Here is a 23,719-nt window from a genome sequence, read left to right as displayed (position 1 = left end):
CCGGCCGGGTTGACTGGCCGCATGACCGAGATCCCGCGCGTGCAGCTGACGGAGGCCGCCGCCGGTCTGCTGCGGCTGCTGCGGTCCGCCCACGGGCCGCTGATGTTCCATCAGTCCGGCGGCTGCTGCGACGGCAGCGCGCCCATGTGCTACCCGGCCGGCGAGTTCCGCACCGGGGCCTCGGACGTGCTGCTGGCCGAGCTGGGTGTGGAAGGCGTGCCGGAGCCGGTGGCGTTCTGGATCTCCCGTGACCAGTACGCGCGCTGGAGCCACACCCGGCTGGTCGTGGACGTGGTCGAGGGTCGGGGCAGCGGCTTCTCGCTGGAGGCACCGGAGGGCGTCCGCTTTCTGATCCGGTCGTCCGTGATCTGACGGGCCCGGGCGGCGGACGGCGGGACTCGGCGGTCAGGGCTGGAGGCTGCCGACCACCGAGGCGGTCGAGGCGATCCCCTCGTGGATGGTCGGGGCCATGCTGGTGCCGGCCAGGAAGAAGCCGAGCAGGGCGCAGACGAGCGCGTGGGAGAACTTGAGCCCTCCGCTGCGCAGGAAGATCACCGCGAGCACCGTCAGCAGCAGCAGTACCGAGATCGTGATGGCCATCGTGAGCCTCCTCCGCCCCGCCTCCGGGGCCGCGCCCGCCGGTCGGGGCCCCGCACCGGTCGTCCGTACCGCACCGGATACGCGGCATTGCGCCGGATGTGCGGCATTCGGCGGCCAGTCTGGCGCAGCCGGGGGCCCGTCCGGGCGACTGGCGTGTCCGCCGTCCGGGTGAGAGACGGCCGAGGGCGGGTGAACCCAGAGCTCCTGGCGTGGCCGCCCGGGTGACCGCACGGACCTGGGTGACCGGACGGACCGGGTGACCGGCACTCGGCCCCGGCTTCAGGCCGCGGCGAGGTCCGCCCAGTCGGCCGTCCGGTCGCACCAGCGCTCCAGCAGGACGCGGTCGTGCCCCACGGCGAGCAGCCCGGCGCCCGTTGCGCGCCGGTACTCCTCCACGGCGGCGACCAGGGCCGCCGTGGTGGACGCGTCCAGCATCGCGGTCATCTCGTCGCACACCAGCCAGCGCGGCTCCAGCACCAGGGCCCTGGCCAGGCAGGCTCGCTGGAGCTGGCCGTCGCTGACCTCGTGGGGGCGGCGGCGCAGCAGCTCCGGGGTGAGGCCCACGGTCTCGGCGAGCGGGGCGGCGCGTTCCGCCACCTCGGCCCGGCGGCCGGTCGCGCGCAGGGGTTCGGCGATGAGGTCGCGCAGGGTGAGCCGGGGGTCGGCGGCGAGCCTCGGCTGCTGGAAGACCACGCCGATCGCGGTGCGCTGGGAGCGGGGCGCGCGGTGCCGCCAGCCGCGCACGGTCTCACCGTCGACGGTGACCCGCCCGGCGTCGGGCCGGTGCAGCAGGGCGGCGACCCGGGCGAGGGTGGACTTGCCGCAGCCGCTCGGGCCGAGCAGGCCGACGGACTCGCCGGGCGCGAGGCACAAGGAGACCTCGCGGACGACGGGCTTGCGTCGGTCGTACCCGGCGGTGATCCGGTCCAGCTCAAACACGCGGGCTCTCCTCGGTCGTTCGGTCGCCGTCCACCCGGCCCGTCCCGGGACGCGGCCCGCCCGGACCTGCGGCCGCCCGGGCGGTCTCGCCCTCGCCGGACGCGCGGGAGGCGTCCCCCGCCCCCGGTTCGCGGACACCGTCCACGACGGCTGGGTCCGCCGCGTGCTCCTTCCGGTCCCGGGCAGCAGCCCCGTCGTGGGGGTGGTGGCACGCGACCCCGTCGCCGAGCGCCGGCACGGCCTCGCACCGGGCGTCCGCCCGGGCGCAGCGCGGGGCGAAGGCGCAGCCCGGGGGCAGGTCGCCCAGTTCCGGGGGCAGGCCGGGGATGGGGGTGAACTCCCGCTCGGGCAGGGCCGCGAGGAGTCCCCGGGCGTACGGGTGCCGGGGGCCCGGTTCACCGAAGAAGGCGTCGGCCGGGGCGAGTTCGACGATGCGGCCCGCGTACATCACGGCGACCCGGTCCGCGGTGCGGTGCGCCGCGGCGAGGTCGTGGGTGATGAGGAGGAGGGCGCGGCCCCGGTCGGCGTGCCGGCGGAGTTCATCGGCGGTGTGCTCGACCAGGTCGCGGTCGAGTCCGGTGGTGGGCTCGTCGGCGACGAGCAGGGGCGCGTCGCCGACGAGGGCGAGGGCGGTGGCGGCGCGCTGGGCGAGGCCGCCGGAGAGTTCGTGCGGGTAGCGGTCGAGGTGCCCGGCGGGGAACGCGGCCCGGTCCGCGGCCTCGGCGGCGGCCTTGCGGGCCGCGGGTCCGCGCAGTCCGGTGAGGGCGCGGACGGTCTCGGCGAGCTGGTCCCCGACGGTGCGCACGGGGGTGAGGTGCGCGGCGGGGCTCTGCGGGACGAGACCGACGCGGCGGCCCCGGACGCTCCGGGCGAGGGTGCGTTCACCGGCGGCGAGCAGGTCGGTGCCGACGACGACGGCGCTGCCGCCGGTCTGCGCGTTGCCGGGCAGCAGCCCGAGGAGGGCGGAGGCGAGGACGGACTTGCCGCAGCCGCTCTCGCCGACGAGGGCCAGGCACTCCCCCGCGGCCAGGTCGAAGGTCGCCCCGGTGACGGCGGCGACATGGCGTCCGCCGCGCATCCGGAAGCGGACGGACAGGTCCCGGACGGCGAGCACGGGTTCGCCGGAGACAGCCGGAGCCGCCGCGGTGCCCGGCGCCGTCGCCTTGAGCGTGGTGGGCGGGGTGGGCGGGGTGGGCGGGGTGGTCGCCGGGGTCACAGCATCAGCTCCGATCGGCGGCGCGGGTTGATGCGCTCGCGCCAGGCGCCGGCGAGACCGGCGACGGCGAGCGTGGGGATGATCAGGAAGAGGCCGGGGAAGAGGGTGGGCCACCAGTCCCCGGCGAGCAGGGAGCCGCGCGCGCTCTGCACCAGGTTGCCGAGGCTGGCCTGGTGCGTGGGGAGTCCGAGGCCGAGGAAGGAGAGCGCGGACTCGTGCCACATGGCGTGCGGCACCATCAGCACGGCGGCGAGCCCGGCCTGGGGAAGCACCCCGGGCAGCAGGTGCCGCAGCAGCACCCGCCGCCGGCTCGCGCCGCCGCTGACGGCCGCGTCGATATGGGGCCGGGCGCGCAGCGAGAGCACTTCCGCGCGCACGATACGGGCGGTGGAGAGCCAGTGGGTGAGGGCGACGGACACGATCACGGGCCACACCCCGGGGCGGAACATGGCGACGACGAAGATGCCCAGCAGCAGGTGCGGCACGGAGGAGAAGGTGTCGACGAGCCGCATCAGCACCCGGTCGGTCCAGCCGCCGAAGGCGGCGGCGAGCGCGCCGATCGTGGTGCCGATGACGGTGGCCACCAGCGCGGCGACCAGGCCGACGAGCAGCGAGACGCGCAGCCCGTAGACGCAGCGCAGCAGCAGGTCGCGGCCCACGTCGTCGGTGCCGAAGGGGTGGGCGGCGGACGGGGGCATCAGCTTCATCGACAGGTCGACGGCCTGCTGGTCGAGCTGGACCACCGGCGGGACGACGAGGACGGCGAGGGCCACGGCCGCCGTGATCACGGCGGAGACGGTGACCCGCACGGTACGCGTGGAGCGCCGGGTGCGGCCCCGGCTGCGCCACTCGCCGGGAGCGGCGGGCCCCTCGGCCGCGGGGGGCGTCTTGCTCAGCAGGTCAGCCATCGAAGCCCACCCGGGGGTCGGCGAGCCCGTAGAGGAGGTCGGAGAGGAGGTTGCCGGCGAGGACGGCGGCGGTCGCCAGCACGGTGAGCGCGGCGAGCAGCGGGAAGTCGACGGCGGTGGCGGCCTGGACGGTGGCGGCGGCGATGCCGGGCCAGCTGAAGACGGTCTCCACGAGCAGGGCTCCGGTGATGAGTTCGGGGACGCGGGAGCCGATCAGGGTGAGCATCGGCAGCATCCCGGAGCGGAGGGCGTGGCCGGTGAGCACGGTGCGTTCGGCCAGGCCGCGGGCGCGGGCGCCGCGGACGGCGTCCTCGTCGAGCGCGTCGCCGACGCCTTGGCGGACGTAGAGGAAGAACCAGGGCATCTGGCTGATGCCGAGGACGGTCGCCGGGAGGACGAGGTGGCGGGCGACCTGGTCGAAGGTGACCGTGTCGCTGGCGGTGTCGGTGAGCCCGCCGGCGGGCAGTACGCCCAGTTCCAGGGCGAAGAACCAGATGGCGAGGAGTCCGAGCCAGAAGGAGGGCGCGGCCTCCAGGGTGTACGCGGCGGAGCTGACGCAGCGGTCGACCGGGCCGCCGCGGCGGCGGGCCGCGAGCACGCCGAGCGCGGTGCCCAGCAGCACGGCGAGGGCGAAGGCGGTGGCCGCGAGCAGGACGGACCAGCCGACGCGGCCGGCGATGACGTCGGCGACGGGCATCCGCATCACGCTGGAGTCGCCGAGGTCGCCGCCGAGGGCGGCGGTGATCCACTCCCCCCAGCGGGTGACCAGCGGCTGGTCGACGCCGAGGTTGGCGCGGATCTGGTCCAGGTTCTCCTGCGAGGCGGTGAGTCCGGCGGTGCCGGTGTACGCCTTGACCGGGTCGAAGGGGGAGGCGGCGGCGACCGCGAAGACGCCGAAGGTCACGGTGAGGAGGACGGGGACGGCGAACAGGGCCCGCCGTCCCGTCATCCGTGCCAGCGCCCCCCAGGGGAGGCGGCGCTTCACTTCTTCGCGTCCCGGGAGCCGGAGCCGTCCTCGGAGGCGGAGCCGCCCTCGGCACCGGCCCTGTCGCCGCCCTTGGGGGTCCACTTCTCGACGTTCCACCAGGGGCCGGAGGCGAGGCCGTGGTCGTGCGGCTCGATCTGGGTGCTCAGGCCGTCCCACTTGTCGGCGAGGACGTAGACATGGTCGATGTGGGTGAGGAAGGTGTAGCCCGGGTTCTTCACCAGTTCGCGCTGGACGGTGTCGTAGGCCTTCTTGCGCTCGGCCTTGTCGCCGGCTTTGCGGCCCTCGTCCAGGGCCTTGTCGACGGCCGGGTTGTCGTACCAGGCCATGTTGTTGAAGCCGTCGCCCGCGAGGTCGGAGCGGAGCAGCAGGTACTGGTCGAAGTCGGGGTCGCCCGGGGAGCCGCCGCCGGCGAGGACGGCGTCGTGCTTCATCCGTGGCTCGATGACCTCCCAGGTGCCGGCCTGGGTCTTGATCTCGATGCCGGCCTTGCGGGCGTCGGAGGCGTAGGCGAGGGCGTGGTCCTGGCGGAGCTTGTCGCCGCTGACGTACCAGAGCGGGAAGGCTGCGCGGACACCGTCCTTGACGCGGACGCCGTCCTTGCCTGGCTTCCAGCCGGCCTCGTCGAGGATCTTCTTGGCGGCGCGCAGGTCGTGGGTGCGCTCCGTGCCCTCGGTGAACCACTCGCTGTCGGTGGGGACGGGCCCGTAGGCGGGCTTTCCGGCGCCGTTGAGGATGCTGTCGACCATGGCCTGCCGGTCGACGGCGGTGTCCAGGGCGCGGCGGATCGCGGTGTCGCCGGTGACCTTGTTGCCGGTGGGCAGGGTGACGGTGCGGTAGTCGTAGCTGGTGGCCTCGTGGGTCCGGGTGCCGCTGTCCTCGCCGAAGCCCTCGGCGAGGTTGGGCGGGAGGATGGCGCCGTCCAGGTCGCCGGCGCGCAGCCGGGTGGCGCGCACGTCGTCGTCCTTGATGATCGCCATGGTGAACCTCTTCACCTTCGGCTCGCCGCCCCAGTAGCCGGGGTTGGCCTTGAAGCTGATCTTCTCGCCCTTGGACCAGTGGGTGAGGACGTAGGGCCCGGTGCCGATCGGCTTGGTGGTGAACGGGCCCGTGTTGACGTCCTGCTCGCCCGCGATGTGCTCGGGGGCGATGGGCAGCACGGTGCGCTGGGCGAAGGGCGCGTAGGGGTACTTGAGGGTGAAGACGACGGTGTCCTCGCCGGTGGCGCGGACGTCCTTGACGGCGTCCAGCTCGGTGCGGGAGGCGTTGTTGGTCTTCTCGTCGAGGATGGTGCGGTAGGTGAAGACGACGTCGTCGGCGGTGAACGGCTCGCCGTCGCTGAACGTCACGCCCTGGCGGAGCTTGTAGGTGTAGGTGAGGCCGTCGTCGCTGACCTCGGGCAGTTCGGCGGCGAGGGCCGGGCGGAGCTTCATCTCGCCGTCGAAGGCGAGGAGCCCGTCGAAGATCTTGCTGTTGCCGTCCTTGCCGTAGCCGAGGAGCGGGCTGAGGCTGTCGGGTTCGTAGGCGATGCCGACGACGGCGGACTCGCCGCCGCCCGCTCCGTCGGTGCCGCCGTCCTGCGGGTTGGAGCAGGCCGCCGCGCCGATGGCGAGCGCGGCGGCCATGGCCGCTCCGGAAGCGCGCCGTATGGATCGGCCCGTCATGTCGCACCCCTGTGGAAGATCGTCCGTTGTTGCAAAACCCTGGCAATTAAACAGCAGGTAAAGGGTGGGACGGAACAGGGGGTGTTACCCGGGGGGGCGGGTGCGGACCGGGGCCCTCAGGGGGCGGGCAGTCCGGTGAGGGCGGCCACCGTCTCCTTGTGCCGGCCGGGTGCGCCGAAGGCGGTCGCGTCGGCCTTGGCGCGCTTGAGGTAGAGGTGCGCGGGGTGCTCCCAGGTCATGCCGATCCCGCCGTGCAGCTGGACGCACTCCTCGGCGGCGCGCACGGCGGCGCCGGAGCAGTAGGTCTGGGCGACGGCCGTCAGCAGGGCGGTGTCCTCGCTGCCGGTGGCGAGCGCGTCGGCCGCGGCGCGGGCGGCGGCCCGGGCGGAGACGACCTCCAGCCAGGTCCCCGCCATCCGGTGCTTGAGTGCCTGGAAGGAGCCGACGGGCCGGTTGAACTGGTGGCGTTCGCGGGTGTGCCGGACGGTCTCCTCCAGGCACCACTCCGCGATCCCGAGCTGCTCGGAGGCGAGCAGGGCGGCACCCGTGAGCAGCCCCCGCCCCACCGCCCGTTCGCTCTCCGCCGCCCCGGCGAGCGGGGTCCCGGCTCCGGCGGGGACGGTGACGGCGGCGAGCGGCCGGGTCAGGTCGAGGGCGACCAGGGGTTCGACGAGGGCGTCCTGCGCCTCCACCGCCCGCAGTCCGTCCGGCCCGGGGACGAGGAGGACGTCGGCGGACGCCCCGTCCGCGACCGGGGTGATCCGGTCCGTGGCGCCGGGCAGCGGGTCGCCGGGGGCGAGGGAGAGGGGCACGGCGAGGGCGGCGGTGCGGCGGCCCTCGGCGAGGTCGCGCAGCAGGGCCTCGGTCGCCGCGCCGGGAGGGAGGGCGAGCAGGACGGAGGTGGCCACCACGGAGCTGGTGAGATACGGCACGGGCGCGACCGCGCGGCCGAGTTCCTCCAGGACGACGGCGGCCTCGCGGTGGCCCGCGCCCGCGCCGCCGAGCTTCTCCGGTACCAGGAGTCCGGCCGCGCCGACCTCGGCGGCGAGGGCCCGCCAGAGGGCGGGGTCGGCGGGGGCGCCGCTCTCGGCCCCGGGGGCGGCGAGGGCGGCGGCCGGGTCGGCACGGGCGGTGAGCAGGGCGCGGACGGCGGCCCTGAGGTCGGTCTCGTCCTCGGAGTAGAGCAGGTCCGTCATCGGGCGAGGTCCTTCCAGGGGATGTCCTTGTCGTCGCGGGGCTCGGCGGGCAGGCCGAGGACGCGTTCGGCGACGATGTTCAGCAGCACCTCGCTGGTGCCGCCCTCGATGGAGTTGCCTTTCGAGCGCAGGTAGCGGTAGCCGGCGCCGCGTCCGGTGAAGTCGACGCGTTCGGGGCGGCGCATGGTCCAGTCGTCGTACAGCAGCCCGTCCGCGCCGAGGAGTTCGACCTCCAGGCCGCTGATCTCCTGGTTGAGCCGGGCGAAGGCGAGCTTCATGGCGCTGCCCTCGGGGCCGGGCTGTCCGGCGACGAGCTGCTGGCGCAGGCGCTCCCCGGCGAGGCGGGCGACCTCGGACTCGACCCACAGGTCCAGCAGACGCTGGTGGAGGTCGTGGGTGCGCACTTCGGGGCGTTCGCGCCAGGTGCGGGAGACGGGGCCGATCATGCCGCCCTCGCGGGGCAGGCGCTGGCCGCCGATGGAGACGCGCTCGTTCATCAGGGTGGTCCGGGCGACCTTCCAGCCCTCGCCGACACCGCCGAGCCGGTGGGCGTCGGGGATGCGGACGCCGGTGAGGAAGACCTCGTTGAACTCGGCCTCGCCGGTGAGCTGGCGCAGCGGCCGGACCTCCACGCCGGGGTCGGTCATGTCGCAGACGAAGTAGCTGATGCCCTGGTGCTTGGGCAGGTCGGGGTCGGTGCGGGCGATGAGGATGGCCCAGCGGGCGAGGTGGGCGCTGGAGGTCCACACCTTCTGGCCGTCGACCACCCAGTGGTCGCCGTCGCGGACGGCGCGGGTGCCGAGGGCGGCGAGGTCGGATCCGGCGCCGGGTTCGGAGAAGAGCTGGCACCACACCTCCTCACCGGTCCACAGCGGGCGCAGGAAGCGCCGCTTCAGCTCCTCGGAGCCGTAGGCGAGGAGGGTCGGCGCGGCCATGCCGAGACCGATACCGATGCGGCCCGGGTCGTTGCCGGGCGCTCCGGCGGCGGCGAGTTCGGCGTCGACGACGGCCTGGAGGGAGCGCGGGGCGCCGAGGCCGCCGAGCCCTTCGGGGTAGTGCACCCAGGCGAGTCCGGCGTCGAAGCGGGCGCGCAGGAAGTTTTCGCGCGGGGTGCCGGCGGGCGGGTGGGCGTCGAGCAACGCGCTTACGCGGTCGCGGAGTTCAACGGCGTCGGTCATCGGGCCGCTCCGTCCGTGCCGCCGGGGAGGACGACGAGGCGACCGGTGGTGGTGCCGTCGGCGACACGCTGCACGGCACCGGCCGCGCCGGCCAGCGGCACCCGCTCGCTCACCAGGGGGCGGACGAGGCCCTTGGCGGCGTACTCGGTCAGCACCCGGTGGCACTCGGCGATGGAGGCGGGGTCCTTCCGCGCGTAGAGGCCCCAGTGCAGGCCGAGGATGGCGTAGTTCTTGACCAGGGCGTGGTTGAGGGCGGGGGCCGGGATGTCGCCGCTGGCGAAGCCGACCACCACGATCCGGCCCTCGAAGGCGACGCACTTGGCGGACTGGGCGTACGCGGGGCCGCCGACCGGGTCGTAGACCACATCGGCTCCGCGTCCGCCGGTGGCCTCCTTCACGGCGGCGACCACGTCCTGTTCGCGGCGGTCGATCACCAGGTCGCAGCCGAGGGCGCGGGCGACGGCGGCCTTCTCCGGGCCGCCGACGACGCCGATCACGGTAGCGCCGGCCGCCTTGCCGAGCTGGACGGCGGCGCTGCCGACACCGCCGGCCGCCGCGTGCACGAGCAGGGTCTCGCCCTCCTTGAGGGCGGCCCTGCGGTGCAGTCCGAACCAGCCGGTCTGGTAGCCGATGTGCAGGGCGGCGGCCTCGGCGTCGTCCAGGGCGTCGGGCGCGGGCAGCAGGGCGGCCGCGTCGGCGGGGGCGTACTCGGCGAGGCCGCCGTACGGGAGGGCGGGGTTGGCGATGACCCGGCGGCCGTCCTCGGTCTCGCCGCAGATCTCGACGCCCGGGGTGAACGGCAGCGGCGGGCGGACCTGGTACTGGCCCCGGCAGAGCAGGGCGTCGGGGAAGTTGACGTTGGCCGCGAGGACCCGCAGCAGCACCTGCCCCTCGCCGGGCACCGGCCGGTCCACCTCGTCGAGCTGCATCACCTCGCCGGGCTCGCCGTTGCGGTGCACTCGCCATGCCTGCATCTCGGGGCCTCCCACCAGCCGTAGGGCAGTACGTGCGGATCACGGGCGGCACACCACCCGCCCGATGCATACTAAGCGGTCGCTTGCCGCCTCGGGAAGCCCCGTGCCCGCACTCCCACCCGGTCCTGCCCCGGTCCTGCCCCGGCCCCGGCTCAGTCCCGCCGGGGCCGCGCGCGGACGTGCATCCGCTCCCCCTGCGGGCCGAACAGGCTCAGGAACTCCACCGGCGCCTCGTCCGCCGTGCCGAACCAGTGCGGCACCCGGGTGTCGAACTCGGCCGCCTCCCCCGCCGTCAGCACCACGTCGTGGTCGCCAAGCAGGAGGCGCAGCCGCCCCGAGAGCACGTACAGCCACTCGTAGCCCTCGTGGACACGCTGCTCGACCGGCTCCCGGGAGGGCTGGTAGACGCCCTTGAACGCCTGAAGGCCACCCGGCCGGTTGGTCAGCGGGTACATCGTGCGGTGCCCCCGGACCACGGGCTTCGCCCGTACCCGGGGGTCGCCGACGGGCGGGGCCCCCACGAGTTCGTCCAGCGGCACCTGGTGGGCGCGGGCGATCGGCAGCAGGAGTTCCAGGGTGGGGCGGCGCCGGCCGGACTCCAGCCGGGAGAGGGTGCTCACGGAGATGCCCGTGGCCTCCGAGAGCGCCCCCAGGGTCGCGCCGCGCTCGCGGCGGATGCGGCGCAGCCGGGGGCCGACCTCGTTCAGCACCGCGTCCAGGGGTTCGCCGCCCGGGGCGCCGTTCTCGTCGCTCATGCGTCCGTCAGCACGGGAAGAGTTCGAAGGTGACGGCCGGGCGGCCGCCGAAGCGCGGCGCGGCGGCCTCGGCCGCCGACACCAGGAAGCCCCGGCAGTACTCCTCGGGGTCCTGCTCGGTCAACCCCTCGATGTAGCCGCGGTGTTCGAGCAGGGAGAGGACGGAGCGCTCCAGCCCGGGGCGCGCGTCGACGGCGTGCGTGGGGCTCTGCGAACCGGCGACGGCCACCCAGCGCACCCCGCCCCAGGGTTCGAGGCCCTGCTCCACCAGCTCGGGGAAGATCCAGCGGTTCCCGGCGTCGGCCGCCGCGTCCAGGGTGGCGCGGCCGACCGCGCGGTGGTCGGGGGTGTTCCAGGCGACTCCGCCCCAGGTGTCCCGGTGGTTGAGGGTGATCACCAGCTCGGGGCGGTGGCGGCGGATCGCGGCCGCGATGTCCCGCCGCAGGCCGGTGCCGTACTCCACGACGCCGTCCCGGTGGTCCAGGAACTCCACGGCCGAGACGCCGACCACGGCCGCGCTCGCGCGCTGCTCCCGCTCGCGCAGGGGCGCGGCCTCCTCGGGCGGCACCGAGTCGATGCCCGCCTCGCCCCGGGTGGCGAGCAGATAGACCACGTCCTTGCCCTGGTCGGTCCATCCGGCGACGGCGGCGGCGCAGCCGTACTCCAGGTCGTCGGGGTGGGCGACCACGGCCAGCGCCCGCTGCCAGTCGCCGGGCATCTCCGAAAGCTGCTGCGAAACGTCATCGGTCATACCCGGCACCCTACGGCCCGCCCGCCCGGCGGCGGCCGATCCGCTACCGGACCCCGGCGCGTCCGCGCACGAACCCGATCCGGTGTCAGACCTCGCCGCGCGCCAGGCCGATGAGCCGGTCCAGGACCCGGGTGCCGCTCGCACGCACGCCGTCGTGCTCGTACTCGTCGGTCACCCAGGTCCGCAGCCCGCCGACGGCACGGGCGGTGGCCAGGGAGTGGGCCGTGTCCACGTACATGTCGTCGTGGTAGACGGCGGCGGCGACCGGGACGGTGTTCGCCGCGAGCCGCGCGGTGTCGTAGAGGACGGGCCAGTCGGTGCGGGCCGCCAGGAGCCCGGCCGTCTCGCGCAGGGGGCGCAGGGCCGGGTCGGTGGTGAAGTGCCAGGGGTGGATGGTCTCCCCGGTGAACAGCAGCGGCCCCTCCCCCGCGAGCGCGCCGGCCGCGTCGAATCCGGGGAACTCGGCGCGCACCCGTTCGGCGGCCCAGTCGGTGGGGCGCCCGCCCTGGGCGTAGATCGCCTCGTGGAGGACCGCGTACAGGGGGTTGGCGGCGAAGGAGAGGACCGGCCGGACGCCCGCGAGGAAGGCGTCGGACAGCTCGTGCCCGGCCGGGGTGCGCACGAAGGCGTTCTCCAGGAGGTAGTGCAGCTGGTGACTGCCGTCCCCGGAGCCGAGGAGGATGCCGAGGGACTGGAAGACCTCGGGGGTGAGCAGGTGTCCGCCCGGCAGTTCGGCCGGGTGCTCCGCCAGGTGCGCGGCGATCCGGCGGGCGCGTTCCACGTCCTGGGGGTAACGGGCGTAGTGCGCCTCGTTCTTGCGCCGGATACGAGGATAGGCGGCCCGGTAGACGTCGTCGGCGTGGACGTCCAGGCCGGGCAGCCCGCCGGTGATCAGGACGGTGTCGAGGCCCTCGGGCGCGGTGGACAGGTAGTGGGTGGCGCAGAAGCCGCCGAAGCTCTGCCCGAGCACGGTCCAGGGCGCCCCGCCGGTGAGCTGCCGGCGGACCGTCTCGCAGTCGCGGACGATGGCGTCGGCGCGGAAGTGGGCGAGGTACGCGGCCTGTTCGGCGGGCCCGCCGCGCAGCGGGAGGGTCTGCCGGTTGGCCGGGGTGGACCGGCCGGTGCCGCGCTGGTCGATCAGGAGGACCCGGTACTCCTGGACCGCCCGCGCGAGCCACGCCTGCGCGCCGGTGAAGCGCCGGACGGCGTTGCCGGGGCCGCCCTCCAGATAGACCAGCCACGGCAGCCGGTCCCCGCCGGGCCGGGCGGCGGCGACCTCGCGGGCGTAGAGCTCGATCCTCTCGCCGGAGGGGTTGTCGTGGTCGAGGGGGACGGCGAAGTGGTGGTCGGTGAGGACGACTCCCGGCTGCCGGTAGCTGGCCAAGGCTGCTGCTCCTGTGTGTGCGTGCCCCAGGGCGTGCCGCGCCCTCGTCCGCCCCAGTCGATCACAGGTGGGGGCGGACGAGGACACGGCGGGGGCGGCCCGGCAGGGGGCGACGCTCCGGGCGGGTCAGCCGGTGGGGAAGTCGTCCGGGGTGCGGATCCGGTCGCGGACCCAGATACCGGCGGGCTTCAGCGAGGAGGTCCCGGCCCAGGGGCCGCCCCGGTTGCAGGTCCCGGAGTGGAAGACGGCTCCGGAGCGGTGGTCGTCGGAGAAGTTCCAGTTGACCCAGCTGATCTTCTTGTTCGCCATCAGGTCGAGGTAGCGCTGCGCCATGGCGAAGTCGTCGGCGTCCTCGCCCGCGTAGTTCTGGGTGCCGAACTCGGTGACGAACACGGGGAGCCGGTCGGCGGCCCGGGAGAGGGTGGCCAGGTACGCCTCGCGGTGGGAGGCGGCGTAGAAGTGGAAGGTGTACATGAGGTTGGCCGCGTTGACGGGGTTGTCCACCACCTCGGACTCGTCCGCCCCCTCGGAGACGCCGAAGGACGACCAGGCGCGGGTGCCGACCAGGACCGGGGTCTCGGGGTCGTGGCTCCGGACGACCGGGATCAGCTGCTCCGCGTAGCTCTTGATGCGCGACCAGCTCACGCCGCTGGGCTCGTTGGCGATCTCGTAGAGGAGGTTGGTCTTGGCGTTGTGCCGCCGGGCGATCTCGGAGAAGAAGGTTCTGGCGCGTTCGAGGTTGTGGTGCGGGTCGCCGGGACTGAGCATGTGCCAGTCGACGATCACGTACATGCCGCGCGCGGTGGCCTGTTCGATGAGGGAGTGGGCGAGGTCGGTGTAGCGGCGGGGGTCGGTCTCGTAGCCGCCCTCCTGCACATAGGTGGAGACGCGCAGGACGTCGGCGCGCCAGTCGTGCGCGAGGGCGTCGAGAGAGCCGCCGGTGAGGCACTGGCCGTACCACTGGGTGCCGTGGCTGCTCATGCCCCGCAGCTGGATCGGCTTGCCGTACCGGTTGCAGAGCTTGGTGCCGCAGACCCGCAGCCGGCCGTTGACCGCGGCCGGGCTGCCGGCGGGGGCGGCGGTGGACCCGGGCGCGGCGGCGGGGACCGCGGTCCGGGCGGCGGGTGCGGTGCCGTGCGTCGCAGGAGCGGCGGGCGCGGTGGTCGGGGCGAGGGCCAGGGCGGCGCCGAGGGCGCCGGTCGCGGCGAGGGGGAGGAACCGTGCCGGTCTCATGGGGGGTCTCCGTTGGCTGGGCGGACGGGCCGGGCGGTACCGGTGCGCCGGGGTGCACCGGGCGGAGTTCGATTGGAAGGAACCTTTCCTAACGGAGGAGATAGCAGGGTCCGCCGAGGCTCGGCAAGAGTCCGGACGGACCCCGTCCGCTCCGCCCGCGCCGAGCGGGGAAGCCCGCCCGGAGCCCTGGCCCGGACAGTCCGGGCCCGTGTGCGCCGGCCACCGGGCCCTCGTGGGGAGTGTCCGGAACGTCGCGCCGTCGCCCGGACGCCGCGAACCGGGCCAGACGTTCCGGACATGACCTAGCGTTGGCCCATGATCCGGTTCGAGCAGGTCGCGAAGGTCTATCCGGACGGCACGACGGCCGTCGACGGGCTGTCGTTCGAGGTGGCCGAGGGCGAACTCGTCACCCTCGTGGGCCCGTCCGGCTGCGGGAAGACGACCACGATGATGATGGTCAACCGGCTCATCGAGCCCACCTCCGGCCGGATCCTCGTCGGCGGCGAGGACATCCGGAGCGTGGACCCGGTGAGGCTGCGCCGCCGGATCGGCTACGTCATCCAGCAGGCCGGGCTGTTCCCGCACCGGACCGTGCTCGACAACACGGCGACCGTCCCGGTACTGACGGGCTGGAAGAAGTCCCGGGCCCGCGCCCGCGCCGCCGAACTCCTCGACCTGGTGGGCCTCGACCCCTCCGTCTACGGCGGCCGCTACCCTGCGCAGCTCTCCGGCGGGCAGCGCCAGCGGGTCGGCGTCGCCCGCGCGCTGGCGGCCGATCCGCCGGTGCTGCTGATGGACGAACCCTTCGGCGCCGTGGACCCGGTGGTGCGCGAGCGGCTCCAGAACGAGTTCCTGAACCTCCAGGCCGCCGTGCGCAAGACCGTACTGATGGTCACCCACGACATCGAGGAGGCGGTCCGGATGGGCGACCGGATCGCGGTGTACGGGCAGGGCCGGATCGAGCAGTTCGACACGCCCGGCGCGGTGCTGGGCGCCCCGGCGACCCCGTATGTGGCCCGCTTCGTCGGCACGGACCGGGGGCTGAAGCGGCTGTCGGTGACCGCGATCGAGGCGGACGACCTGGAGCAGCAGCCGACCGCGCGGGTCGACGAGCCGGCGGCGCAGGCGGCGGCCCGGCTGCGGGCGGACGAGGCCCGCTGGGCGGTGGTCCTGGACCGGGCGGGCGCCCTGCACGGCTGGGTGGCCACCGAGGCCCTGTCGCTCGCGGGCGGGCGGGGGACGGTCGGGGACCTGGCCCGGCGGATGGACGCGTGGGTGCCGGTCGGCGCGCCCCTGAAGCAGGCGTTCAGCGAGATGCTCCAGCACGACGCCGGGTGGGTGGCGGTCCTGGACGGCGGCCGCTTCCTCGGGGTGCTGACCCCGGCGAAGCTGCACGAGGCCCTGCGCCGCTCGGTGGACGCGGACGCGCAGGGGGTGGCGCGGGACGAGGTGGAGTTCGACTCGGTGGCGGACGCCTGAGCGGGGCACCCGCTCGGGGCCCGCGGACCCGGGGCGGGTACTCGCCCGGGCGGACGGGGGGCGGACGGCCGCCTTGCCGCGCGGGATGCACGGTGGTCCCGGGGCCGGCGCCCGGGAGGGGTGTCCCGGTGACCGGCGGCCGGGGCTTCGAGGAGGGTCAGGGCCTCAGCAGGCCCTCGGACTCCAGATAGGCCCGGGCCACGTCCTCCGGGAGGCGGCGCCAGCTGTCGACCTGCTGGTTGAGCCGCGCCAGGTCGCCCGTGGTCAGGACATCGTTCAGCCGGTCCAGGGCCCCGGTGACCCCCTTGCCCCCCGCGCGGGCGCGGTTGACGACCGGCACGATGTAGTCCGCGTTCTGGAGGTGCTTGTCGTCGGCGAGGAGGACCAGGCCGAATTCGTCCAGGGTGGCGTCGGTGGTCGTGGTGAGGACCATCTGGTCGCGCCCGCTCCGGACGGCCTGCTTGGCCTGGGTGGTGCCCACGCCCTTGGGGTCCACGGCGGTGATGTCGATGCCGTACACCTTCCGCAGGCCGGGGGCGCAGTAGGGGCGGCTGACGCACTCGTCGCCGGCCGCCAGCCGGACCGGGATCTTCGCGCGGCCGAGGTCGCTGAGGGTGCGCAGGCGGTGTTCGGCGGCGAACTCCACGGTGACGGCGAAGGCGTTCTGGTCGACGGCGCGGCCGGGCGCGAGTACGTCGAGCCCGCGCGGGGTGGCGAGCCGGCGGAGCGCGGTCATGGTGGCGTCGAGGTCGGGCGATCCGGCGGGCGGGGCGTCGGGGCCGTTCTCCTTGGCGTTGAGCCAGTCGGCGAAGGTGGCCGCGTACTCGGGGACGACGTCGATCTGACCGTTCTCCAGGGCCGGTTCGTACAGCTCGCGGTTGGTGACGGAGAGGATCTCGGTGTCGTAACCGGCCTCCTCCAGCAGAAGGGCGTACATCCGGGCGAGGAGGTCGGACTCGGTGAAGCCGGCCGATCCGACGGTGAGGCTGCGGCTCTCACCGGGCGGAGCGGTGATTTCGCCCTGGTCCTCCAGGGAGGGGCCGGTCGCGCAGGCGGCGGTGAGTGCGAGGAGGAGTGCGGCGAGCACCGTCCGCAGGGCGACGGAGGGCGGTGCGGTCATACGGCGCCGCTCCCCCGCGCCCAGGCAGGGGCGAGCCGCTGCGCGAGTTCGAACAGCCCCTCCACGAGGAGGGCGAACACGGCGACGAGGACGGCCCCCGCGACCACCTGCGGCGTCGAGGCGAGGTTGAACCCGGCGGTGATGATCCGGCCCAGCCCCCCGCCGCCGGCCAGGGCCGCGATGGTGGCGGTGGCGACGAGCTGCACGGCGGCGATACGCAGCCCGGTGGTGATCAGCGGCAGAGCGAGCGGCACCTCGACGCGCACCATGGTCTGCGCGCCGGTCATGCCCATCCCCCGGGCCGCCCGCACCACGTCCGGGTCGACGCCGCGCATGCCGACATAGGCGTTGGTGAGGAGCGGCGGGACGGCGAAGAGGACCAGGGCGATGACGGTGGGCCAGGTCCCCCAGCCGCCGATCGGGCTGAGCAGCAGCAGGACGAGGACGGCGAAGGTGGGGACGGCGCGGCCCACGTTGGAGAGGTTGACGGCGAGTGCGCCGCCCTTGCCGAGGTGGCCGAGGACGAGGGCGACGGGGAGGGCGATCAGGCAGCTGATGCCGAGGCAGACGCCGGTGAGATAGAGGTGCTCGATGAGGCGCTGGGTGATGCCGCCGTCCCCGGACCAGTTCGAGCCGGTGGTGAGCCACTCCCACGCGGCGGAGAGGGTGTTCACGCGGCCCCCTTCCGTGTCCAGGGGGTGAGCAGCCGCTGCACCAGCAGCAGGACCAGGTCGGCGGCGACCGCGATGACCACGCACAGCACGGAGGCGGTGAGCACCTGGGCCTTGAAGTAGGTGTTCATCCCGGACCAGATGAGGTTCCCGAGGCCGCCGTGGCCGACGATCGCGCCGATGGTGACCAGGGAGACGGCCGAGACGGTGGCGATGCGCAGTCCGGCCATGGCGGCGGGGAGGGCGAGGGGCAGTTCGACGGTGCAGAGCAGCCGGACGGGCCCGTAGCCCATGCCGCGGGCGGCCTGCCGGGTCTCCTCGGGCACGGCGCGCAGCCCGGCGAGGATGTTGCGGACGAGGAGGGTGAGCGAGTAGAGGACCAGTCCCGCGACGACCAGGGTGGCGGAGAGTCCGTAGACCGGCAGCAGCAGGGAGAACATCGCCAGGGACGGGATGGTGTAGAGGATCGTCGTCAGGGCGAGGACGGGGGCCGCGGCCCAGCCCCAGCGGCGGGCGGCGACGGCGAGGGGTACGGCGAGGACGAGCCCGATGAGGACGGAGAGGAAGGTCAGCTCCAGGTGCTGGAGCACGGCGTCGACGAGGATCTCGCCGCGGGTGGAGAGGTAGTCGCCGCAGATCCACTCGTTGCGGGCGAGGCAGTCGTCGGGTGGCGCCGTCATCTGTCCATTGCAGCGCGGGCGGAGGACCGCCGCGCGGTCTGGTGCGCTGTCCGGGAGCGGCGGGCGCGCTCGCCGTCAGCGGGGGAATGCGCGGACGCCGGGCGGCCGGACCGTGTGGTGACGGTCCGGACTCCCGGCGTCCGTTGGCTTCTGCAATGCGATGGACGGAGGCCGAATCCGTGAATTCGGCGTCGTCGGTCAGTAGGGACCGTTGACGTTGTCGATCGAACCGTAGCGGTCGGCGGCGTAGTTGCAGGCGGCCGTGATGTTGGCGACGGGGTCGTAGCTGTCCGTCGAGGTACCCGGGACGTGGTACGCCTGGAAGGTCGGGTCGATCACCTGGAGAAGGCCCTTGGAGGGCGTCCCCTTGGCGGCGTTGGAGTCCCAGTTGTTGATCGCCAGCGGGTTTCCGGAAGACTCCCGCATGATGTTGCGGTAGATGCCGTCGTAGCTGCCCGGAATTCCGTGCTGGGCCATGATGTCCAGCGATTCCTTGATCCAGCCGTCGAGGTCGTCGGAGTACGCCTTCGGGGCGGCCTCCGCCTTCTGGGCGACCGGGGTGGCGCGCTTCTCGGAGCGGTCGGCGCGCTCGGCGGGGGCCTTGGCCTTGGTGGCGGCCTTGCCGCCGACGGTCAGCTCCAGGCCGGGGTGGATCAGGGACGGGTTGGCGCCGACGGCCCGGCGGTTGTCCTGGTAGAGCTTCTGCCAGCCGCCTTCCAGGGAGTGCGCGGCGGCGATCGCGGAGAGCGAGTCGCCGGCGACCACGGAGTAGGTGGTGGGCGCCTTCTTCGCGGGGGCGGCGGCCGCGACGGCCTTCGCGACGGCCGGGAGCTCGGCGGCGGGGGCGGCGTTGGCGGTGGCGGCACCGAGGACCGGGAGGGCGAGGGCGGCGGCGCCGGTGCCGGCGGCGACGAGGCGGCGGGCCAGGCGGTTGGTACCGGGGCGGCGGTGCTTGCCGTGTGCAGGCATGAAGAATTCCTCTCCGTCGCCTGCGAGGTGAGCTGTCGGGTTCGGGCTGGAGATGCCCGGCCGCGCTGGGCGCGGCTTCACCCCGAGCCGTCCGGTTGTTCCGTGTGGATTCCGGTCCGGCGACTTACCTGGTTCCCCCGCTCCTGCCGTTACGGGTGATGTGGTCGGGTATCCGGACAGCGGCAGGATTCGGCGTTCCATCCGGAATGCCGTGACCGTAGGCGAGAGGCGCACCGGGGAACAAGCCTGGAATTCACAACCGCAATGTACGCGATCTTAAAGGGCGGGTAAATGATGTTGCGCCCTTCCCGACGGACCGTCAGTTCGCTTGCACGGAAAGCCCTCTGAGGGCGCCCGGGAAGCGCCGGCGGACCGGGCGCGTGACCGATGTCACGGAACGGATCACAAAGAACGCCAGATACGCCATTGCGGATACAAACGGACATTGCGCCGCATGAATACACAGGGCCCCCCTCTCGAAAGAGGGGGTGATTTACTCAATGATGCCCGTTTTGCGAGCTATGCGTTTCCAGGTGCCCCGCGGACCAGAATGCGCCGCCCGGTGACCCGCTCCGGCGCGACGGCGATCCACAGCTCCCTGTCGCCGCCCGCCCACGGAGCGCTGTAAGCGAGTTCGTCGAGGCGGCGGACCGCGTCTTCCTCCGCCACCGTCCGCGCGTCCCCCACCAGCAGCACACTCCAGCCCTGGCTGAACGCCTCGTCGATATGGTCGACCTCGAAGGCGACCTCGCCGCCGGCGGCCCGGCCGGGCAGGGCCCCGGGGGAGGTGCGGAAGGCGACCTCGCCCTCCGAGACCAGGTAGTTCACCGGCAGGATCGCGGGCCCGTCCGGGGTGGTCACGGCGACCCGCCCGACGCCGTGGGTCCCGAGGAGGTCCCAGCACTCCGGCGCGGCCAGCTCCACCAGCTCCGGGTGGTAGCCCGCCCGCCCCAGCCCCTCCGGCAGGTCGGCGCCGCTGCCGGTGAGCGCGGTGACCGTCGTCTCCAGGGCGTCCGCGAGCCGCAGCAGGAACCCCATGCCCGGGGCCGCGGGGTTCTCCTCCAGGTACTGGATGTAGCCGGGGGCCGATCCGGCCCGGGTGGCGACCTCCTCGCGGGAGAGCCCCAGCTCCCGCCGCCGCACTCCGACTCGGCGGCCGATGTCCCCGCCGAGTCGTCCCCGGCCTGCTCCGGATGGCTCCGTGTGCGGTTGTCCCGGCATGGTCGGGCACCTTCTTCTGTCGGTCGGCTTCTTCTGTCGGTCGGTCCGGGTGGGCCGGTCGCCCGGCGCGGACACGGCGCGTACGCCGTCCCGCGCCCACGGTAGTCAGCGGGGGCCGGGCCCGCACGGCGGCGACGCGCGGTCGGCACCCGGCGGCGGAGTCCCGGACAGACTCGGAAATACTGTCCCCAACAGGACCGCACACATGTGGAGGTACCGCGCATGACTCCTCGCACTGACCCGCGCACAGGCCCTGGGGCCGGTGCGGGATGAGACGCCGCTCGGTGGCCGACCTGATGACCCCGCAGGCGGTGGTCGCCCAGCCCGGCACGGCCTTCAAGGAGATCGCCCGGCTGCTCGACGAGTACGGGATCACCGCCGTGCCCGTGGTCGACGAGGAGGGCCGGCCCCTGGGGGTCGTCTCGGAGGCGGACCTGCTGCGCCGGCACACCGGCGGCACCGCCTCCGACACCGCCGAAGGGCTGATGACCAGCCCGGCGGTGGTGGCCCGGCCCGACTGGAGCGCGGTGGCGGCCGCCCGGGTGATGGAGGAGCGGCACATCAAGCGACTGCCCGTGGTGGACGGCACGGGGCGGCTCGTCGGGGTGGTGAGCCGCAGCGATCTGCTCCAGCTCTTCCTGCGCCGGGACCGGTCGATCCAGGAGGAGATCGTCGAGGACGTGCTCTCGGGCACCCTCGGGGTCTCCCCCGCCGCGGTCTCGGTGCAGGTCGACGACGGCCGGGTGACCCTCAGCGGCACCCTGGAGCAGCGCTCCCTGGTCCGGATCGTCGTCCGCCTGTGCCAGAGCGTCGACGGCGTGGTGGACGTGGTCGACCGGCTCGACTGGGAGGACGACGACGTGGCGGGACCGGTGGCCTGACCGCCCCGGTGCCGGGGCGGAGGCGGGGCCGCTCGTGGCGGGACCGGGCCGGGGCGGGGCGGTACCGGACCGGGGCGGGGCGGTACCGGACCGGGGCGGGTATCAGGCGTCGGGCGGGTGTCAGGCGTCGGGCGGGTGTCAGGCGTCGGGCGGGTGTCAGGCGTCGGATAGGTCCAGGGTGCAGGAGGTGCCCGGGGCGACGGTCACCGTGCGGTCGCCGAGCCGTACGTCGATGGGCAGGCCGTCCGGGGTGGCCGGGAGGGCGATCGTCAGCTCCCCCGGCCGCATCCGCACCCCGACGCCCCAGTGGCCGTGGTAGCGCACGCTGAACCCGTACTCCGCGAGCTGCGGGGAGGGCACCGGGTCGAACCACAGGGCGCCGGAGCGGGTCTCCATGCCGGTCAGCCCCCGCTGGACCAGGTCCAGGGTGCCCGCCATCGCGCCCAGGTGGACCCCCTCCTCCGTGGTGCCGCCCTGGAGGTCCGCGATGTCTCCCTCCAGCGCCTCCCGGCAGAAGTCCCACGCCTCCTCGCGCCGGACCCGGGCGAGCACCCAGCCGTGGACCAGCCCGCTGAGCGTGGAGCCGTGGCTCGTGCGGCGCAGGTAGTAGTCGACCGTGCGGTGCCAGGTGCGGTCGTCCAGCTCGTAGCCGAGCCGGGTGAACAGGGCGCGCAGCTCCGCCGGGGCGAACAGGTAGCCGAGCATCAGCACATCGGCCTGCTTCGACGCCTGGTAGCGGTTGACGGTGTCGCCCTCCGCCTCCAGCACCCGGTCCAGGCGGCGGATGTCGCCGTGCCGGGCCCGCAGCCCCGCCCAGTCCAGCTGGGCCAGCTCCCCGTAGCCGTGGAACTGGCTGATGACACCGTCGTGGAAGGGGACGTACAGCTTCCGTGACACCTCCTCCCAGTGCTCCAGCTCGGTGGTGGTGAGACCGTGCCGCTCGAACAGCTCCACGCGTCGGGGCTCGGGCAGTTCCCGGGCCAGCTCCAGGGCCCGGGCGAGCACCCAGGCGGCGGTGACGTTGGTGTACGCGTTGTCGTCGAGCCCCGGCCGTTCCGCGTCCGGATAGGCGTCGTGGTACTCGTCGGGGCCGACGACCCCGCGGATGCGGTAGCGGCCGAGGCCGGGGTCCCAGTCCGCGAAGTCCGCCCAGAAGCGGGCGATCCCGGTGAGCATCGCCGCGCCCTTGGTGTGCAGGAACTCGGCGTCGCCGCTCGCCTCACAGTACTGCCAGACGTTGTACGCGACGGCCGAGCCGACGTGGTGCTGGAGGCGGGAGTGGTCGGGCAGCCAGCGGCCGGAGCGGGGGTTGAGATGGAGCTGCTGGGTCTCCTCCCGGCCGTCGCTGCCGCTCTGCCACGGGTACATGGCCCCCTGGTAGCCGGCGTCGCGGGCGAGGACGCGGGCGGCCTCCAGGCGGCGGTGACGGTAGGTGAGCAGGGCGCGGGAGACCTCGGGGAAGCGCAGGTTGAGGTAGGGCAGGACGAACAGCTCGTCCCAGAAGACGTGTCCGCGGTACGCCTCGCCGTGCAGGCCCCGGGCCGGGACGCCGACGTCGAGGTCGGCCGTGTGCGGGGAGAGGGTCTGCAGGACATGGAAGAGGTGCAGCCGCAGGATCCGGCCGGCCTCACCGCGCACGTCCAGGTCGCCGCGCCGCCACAGGGCCCGCCAGGCCGTGCGGTGGGACTCCAGGAGGGTCTCGAAGTCCGGGGCCCGGCGCACCCGTCCGGTCGCCGCGTGGAGCGGATCGCTGATCGCGGGGTCGCGCGAGGTGTGCAGGGCCACGATCTTGTCGACGGTGCGGGGTCGGCCGTGGGTGAGGGTGAGCCGCAGCAGTTGCACCGCCCGCATGGGCTCGTGGGCGGTGCGGGGCAGTTCGTGGGCGGCGGGCGCGTCGGCGCCGGTGCGGGCGGCGAGGCCGATGCGGATGTCGGAGGTGACCGTCCGGCAGCGCAGCCAGACCACCTCCGGGTCTCCGTCGCCCGCGTTGACGTGCACCAGGTGGCGGCCGTCGAGATCGCGGTAGCGGGCGACGCCGCTGTTGGTGACGGTGCCGTCGAGAGCCGCCTCCACCTCGATGTCGCCGGACCAGCCCTCGGCGGTGAACTCGGTGCGCAGGGCGGCCAGATGAGGGTCGCGCATGTGGACCAGGCGGAGCTGGCGGACCGTCAGGGTGCGTCCGTCCGGGGCTGCGTAGCGCATGGTGCGTTCCAGGGTGCCGCAGCGGAGGTCGAGTTGCTGGCGGTACTCGCGCAGCCCGTCGCCGTCCGGCGCGAACCAGGGCTCGTCGCCCTCCTCGCTGTGCGGCCGGAAGCGCAACGGGAGCCAGTCGGGGAGGTTGACCATGTCCTCGTTCTCGACCTGGCGGCCGGCGACGTCCGAGGTGAGGCGGTTGTAGCAGCCGGCCGCGTAGGTACCGGGGTAGTGGTACTCGCCGGCGGCGCACTCGGGGGCCGCGCCCCGGGTCGCGAAGTAGCCGTTCCCCAGGGTGCACAGGGCTTCGCGCAGCCGCTCGCTGCCGGGGTCGTAGCCCTCGTAGGCCCAGATCCAGTCCTCGTCGTTCATGACGCGCCCCCGGTCGCCCCGGTGGTCGTCGCGCAGAGCACACCGGTGGTTGTCGTGCAGGGCGCGCCGGTGGTTGTCGTGCAGGGTGCGCCCGCGCTGCCGGTGCCCGGCGGGTCGTCGTGGCCGCCCTCGGGGAGGGTGGGCCCCCGGGAGACGGGGAAGGCGTCGGCGCCGTCGGCACGAGGGCGGCCGCCGGCATGGCGCGGACGGTCCGCGACGGCGGCGCGGTGGCGCCGGCCGGCGGGGGTGCTCGCTGCGGCCATCCCGGTCCCTCCTCTCCGACCCGGGCCGTGTCTCCGCCCGCGCCGGGCGTCACGCGGGCCCTCCGATCAGGATGGCGTCGCGACGCC

The 23,719-nt window shown here is 74.2% G+C and carries 23 protein-coding genes and 1 riboswitch; of the genes, 3 read left to right on the top strand and 20 right to left on the bottom strand.

Features of this window, described 5'->3' with window-relative positions:
- The first annotated feature begins 21 nt into the window (after positions 1–21).
- Positions 22–372, top strand: coding sequence for a DUF779 domain-containing protein (locus C593_RS0120600; protein WP_018849203.1), 351 nt, complete (start codon positions 22–24; stop codon positions 370–372).
- Positions 373–405: 33 nt separating this feature from the next.
- Here C593_RS0120600 and C593_RS0120595 read toward each other — a convergent pair whose 3' ends face one another.
- The 13 genes from C593_RS0120595 to C593_RS0120535 form a co-directional block, all read right to left on the bottom strand.
- Positions 406–600: a hypothetical protein gene (locus C593_RS0120595; RefSeq protein WP_018849202.1), complete on the bottom strand. Its 195-nt coding sequence runs from the start codon at positions 598–600 to the stop codon at positions 406–408.
- Between the two features lie 279 nt (positions 601–879).
- Positions 880–1,539 carry an ATP-binding cassette domain-containing protein gene (locus C593_RS0120590; RefSeq protein ID WP_018849201.1) on the bottom strand — a complete coding sequence of 220 codons (660 nt, stop codon included), beginning with the start codon at positions 1,537–1,539 and terminating at the stop codon, positions 880–882.
- Positions 1,532–2,755, bottom strand: a complete 1,224-nt coding sequence (locus tag C593_RS0120585) for an ABC transporter ATP-binding protein (protein ID WP_018849200.1) — start codon at positions 2,753–2,755, stop codon at positions 1,532–1,534. Before C593_RS0120585 ends, C593_RS0120590 begins: the two co-directional genes overlap by 8 nt.
- On the bottom strand, positions 2,752–3,663 hold the full coding sequence (locus C593_RS0120580; RefSeq protein WP_018849199.1) for an ABC transporter permease: 912 nt from the start codon (positions 3,661–3,663) through the stop codon (positions 2,752–2,754). The genes C593_RS0120585 and C593_RS0120580 overlap by 4 nt, the downstream gene beginning before the upstream one ends.
- Positions 3,656–4,648, bottom strand: a complete 993-nt coding sequence (locus C593_RS0120575) for an ABC transporter permease (protein WP_018849198.1) — start codon at positions 4,646–4,648, stop codon at positions 3,656–3,658. The genes C593_RS0120580 and C593_RS0120575 overlap by 8 nt, the downstream gene beginning before the upstream one ends.
- On the bottom strand, positions 4,645–6,312 hold the full coding sequence (locus tag C593_RS30070; RefSeq protein ID WP_078521691.1) for an ABC transporter substrate-binding protein: 1,668 nt from the start codon (positions 6,310–6,312) through the stop codon (positions 4,645–4,647). The genes C593_RS0120575 and C593_RS30070 overlap by 4 nt, the downstream gene beginning before the upstream one ends.
- 116 nt (positions 6,313–6,428) lie before the next feature.
- The gene (locus C593_RS0120565; RefSeq protein WP_018849196.1) at positions 6,429–7,508 is read right to left on the bottom strand and encodes an acyl-CoA dehydrogenase family protein; all 1,080 of its coding nucleotides are present in this window, start codon (positions 7,506–7,508) and stop codon (positions 6,429–6,431) included.
- Entirely contained in the window at positions 7,505–8,686 is a 1,182-nt protein-coding gene (locus C593_RS0120560; protein ID WP_018849195.1) for an acyl-CoA dehydrogenase family protein, read from the bottom strand. Before C593_RS0120560 ends, C593_RS0120565 begins: the two co-directional genes overlap by 4 nt.
- Entirely contained in the window at positions 8,683–9,660 is a 978-nt protein-coding gene (locus C593_RS0120555) for an NADPH:quinone oxidoreductase family protein (protein WP_026277897.1), read from the bottom strand. Before C593_RS0120555 ends, C593_RS0120560 begins: the two co-directional genes overlap by 4 nt.
- A 152-nt stretch (positions 9,661–9,812) precedes the next feature.
- Positions 9,813–10,415 carry a cupin domain-containing protein gene (locus tag C593_RS0120550; protein ID WP_018849193.1) on the bottom strand — a complete coding sequence of 201 codons (603 nt, stop codon included), beginning with the start codon at positions 10,413–10,415 and terminating at the stop codon, positions 9,813–9,815.
- A gap of 7 nt (positions 10,416–10,422) precedes the next feature.
- The gene (locus C593_RS0120545) at positions 10,423–11,166 is read right to left on the bottom strand and encodes a PIG-L deacetylase family protein (protein ID WP_018849192.1); all 744 of its coding nucleotides are present in this window, start codon (positions 11,164–11,166) and stop codon (positions 10,423–10,425) included.
- 85 nt (positions 11,167–11,251) lie between these two features.
- A complete protein-coding gene (locus tag C593_RS0120540; RefSeq protein ID WP_018849191.1) occupies positions 11,252–12,550 on the bottom strand; it encodes an alpha/beta fold hydrolase in 1,299 nt (432 codons plus the stop codon).
- Positions 12,551–12,676: 126 nt separating this feature from the next.
- Positions 12,677–13,783 (bottom strand): glycoside hydrolase family 5 protein, encoded by a 1,107-nt coding sequence (locus C593_RS0120535; protein WP_018849190.1) that lies wholly within the window; start codon positions 13,781–13,783, stop codon positions 12,677–12,679.
- Positions 13,784–14,098: 315 nt separating this feature from the next.
- Here C593_RS0120535 and C593_RS0120530 point away from each other — a divergent pair, with 315 nt between their 5' ends.
- Positions 14,099–15,262: a betaine/proline/choline family ABC transporter ATP-binding protein gene (locus tag C593_RS0120530; protein ID WP_018849189.1), complete on the top strand. Its 1,164-nt coding sequence runs from the start codon at positions 14,099–14,101 to the stop codon at positions 15,260–15,262.
- 157 nt (positions 15,263–15,419) lie between these two features.
- On the opposite strand, the gene C593_RS0120525 is transcribed toward C593_RS0120530, so the two are convergent.
- The 5 genes from C593_RS0120525 to C593_RS0120505 form a co-directional block, all read right to left on the bottom strand.
- Positions 15,420–16,382 (bottom strand): ABC transporter substrate-binding protein, encoded by a 963-nt coding sequence (locus C593_RS0120525; protein WP_018849188.1) that lies wholly within the window; start codon positions 16,380–16,382, stop codon positions 15,420–15,422.
- Positions 16,379–17,056: an ABC transporter permease gene (locus C593_RS0120520; RefSeq protein ID WP_018849187.1), complete on the bottom strand. Its 678-nt coding sequence runs from the start codon at positions 17,054–17,056 to the stop codon at positions 16,379–16,381. Before C593_RS0120520 ends, C593_RS0120525 begins: the two co-directional genes overlap by 4 nt.
- Entirely contained in the window at positions 17,053–17,733 is a 681-nt protein-coding gene (locus C593_RS0120515) for an ABC transporter permease (protein ID WP_018849186.1), read from the bottom strand. Before C593_RS0120515 ends, C593_RS0120520 begins: the two co-directional genes overlap by 4 nt.
- A gap of 198 nt (positions 17,734–17,931) precedes the next feature.
- Positions 17,932–18,702 (bottom strand): LysM peptidoglycan-binding domain-containing protein, encoded by a 771-nt coding sequence (locus C593_RS0120510; RefSeq protein WP_018849185.1) that lies wholly within the window; start codon positions 18,700–18,702, stop codon positions 17,932–17,934.
- A gap of 2 nt (positions 18,703–18,704) precedes the next feature.
- Positions 18,705–18,904, bottom strand: a riboswitch (cyclic di-AMP (ydaO/yuaA leader).
- A gap of 317 nt (positions 18,905–19,221) precedes the next feature.
- Positions 19,222–19,923 carry a pyridoxamine 5'-phosphate oxidase family protein gene (locus C593_RS0120505; protein ID WP_051093739.1) on the bottom strand — a complete coding sequence of 234 codons (702 nt, stop codon included), beginning with the start codon at positions 19,921–19,923 and terminating at the stop codon, positions 19,222–19,224.
- A 269-nt stretch (positions 19,924–20,192) separates the two neighbouring features.
- On the opposite strand from C593_RS0120505, the gene C593_RS0120500 reads away from it, so the two are divergent.
- Entirely contained in the window at positions 20,193–20,804 is a 612-nt protein-coding gene (locus tag C593_RS0120500; RefSeq protein ID WP_037746504.1) for a CBS domain-containing protein, read from the top strand.
- Between the two features lie 156 nt (positions 20,805–20,960).
- Here C593_RS0120500 and C593_RS0120495 read toward each other — a convergent pair whose 3' ends face one another.
- Entirely contained in the window at positions 20,961–23,369 is a 2,409-nt protein-coding gene (locus C593_RS0120495) for a glycosyl hydrolase family 65 domain-containing protein (RefSeq protein WP_018849182.1), read from the bottom strand.
- Positions 23,366–23,632 carry a hypothetical protein gene (locus tag C593_RS0120490; RefSeq protein WP_018849181.1) on the bottom strand — a complete coding sequence of 89 codons (267 nt, stop codon included), beginning with the start codon at positions 23,630–23,632 and terminating at the stop codon, positions 23,366–23,368. The genes C593_RS0120495 and C593_RS0120490 overlap by 4 nt, the downstream gene beginning before the upstream one ends.
- Between the last annotated feature and the right edge of the window lie 87 nt (positions 23,633–23,719).

It is taken from the genome of Streptomyces sp. CNT372 (assembly GCF_000377145.1).
This window is presented reverse-complemented; position numbering and strand designations above follow the sequence as displayed.

Bases quoted from the DNA above. Each gene is read 5' to 3' on its own strand.
- C593_RS0120600 (WP_018849203.1), top strand. From the start codon at position 22: ATGACCGAGATCCCGCGCGTGCAGCTGACGGAGGCCGCCGCCGGTCTG.
- C593_RS0120595 (WP_018849202.1), bottom strand. From the start codon at position 600: ATGGCCATCACGATCTCGGTACTGCTGCTGCTGACGGTGCTCGCGGTG.
- C593_RS0120580 (WP_018849199.1), bottom strand. From the start codon at position 3,663: ATGGCTGACCTGCTGAGCAAGACGCCCCCCGCGGCCGAGGGGCCCGCC.
- C593_RS30070 (WP_078521691.1), bottom strand. From the start codon at position 6,312: ATGACGGGCCGATCCATACGGCGCGCTTCCGGAGCGGCCATGGCCGCC.
- C593_RS0120565 (WP_018849196.1), bottom strand. From the start codon at position 7,508: ATGACGGACCTGCTCTACTCCGAGGACGAGACCGACCTCAGGGCCGCC.
- C593_RS0120560 (WP_018849195.1), bottom strand. From the start codon at position 8,686: ATGACCGACGCCGTTGAACTCCGCGACCGCGTAAGCGCGTTGCTCGAC.
- C593_RS0120555 (WP_026277897.1), bottom strand. From the start codon at position 9,660: ATGCAGGCATGGCGAGTGCACCGCAACGGCGAGCCCGGCGAGGTGATG.
- C593_RS0120550 (WP_018849193.1), bottom strand. From the start codon at position 10,415: ATGAGCGACGAGAACGGCGCCCCGGGCGGCGAACCCCTGGACGCGGTG.
- C593_RS0120545 (WP_018849192.1), bottom strand. From the start codon at position 11,166: ATGACCGATGACGTTTCGCAGCAGCTTTCGGAGATGCCCGGCGACTGG.
- C593_RS0120535 (WP_018849190.1), bottom strand. From the start codon at position 13,783: ATGAGACCGGCACGGTTCCTCCCCCTCGCCGCGACCGGCGCCCTCGGC.
- C593_RS0120530 (WP_018849189.1), top strand. From the start codon at position 14,099: ATGATCCGGTTCGAGCAGGTCGCGAAGGTCTATCCGGACGGCACGACG.
- C593_RS0120525 (WP_018849188.1), bottom strand. From the start codon at position 16,382: ATGACCGCACCGCCCTCCGTCGCCCTGCGGACGGTGCTCGCCGCACTC.
- C593_RS0120515 (WP_018849186.1), bottom strand. From the start codon at position 17,733: ATGACGGCGCCACCCGACGACTGCCTCGCCCGCAACGAGTGGATCTGC.
- C593_RS0120510 (WP_018849185.1), bottom strand. From the start codon at position 18,702: ATGCCTGCACACGGCAAGCACCGCCGCCCCGGTACCAACCGCCTGGCC.
- C593_RS0120505 (WP_051093739.1), bottom strand. From the start codon at position 19,923: ATGCCGGGACAACCGCACACGGAGCCATCCGGAGCAGGCCGGGGACGA.
- C593_RS0120500 (WP_037746504.1), top strand. From the start codon at position 20,193: ATGAGACGCCGCTCGGTGGCCGACCTGATGACCCCGCAGGCGGTGGTC.
- C593_RS0120495 (WP_018849182.1), bottom strand. From the start codon at position 23,369: ATGAACGACGAGGACTGGATCTGGGCCTACGAGGGCTACGACCCCGGC.
- C593_RS0120490 (WP_018849181.1), bottom strand. From the start codon at position 23,632: ATGGCCGCAGCGAGCACCCCCGCCGGCCGGCGCCACCGCGCCGCCGTC.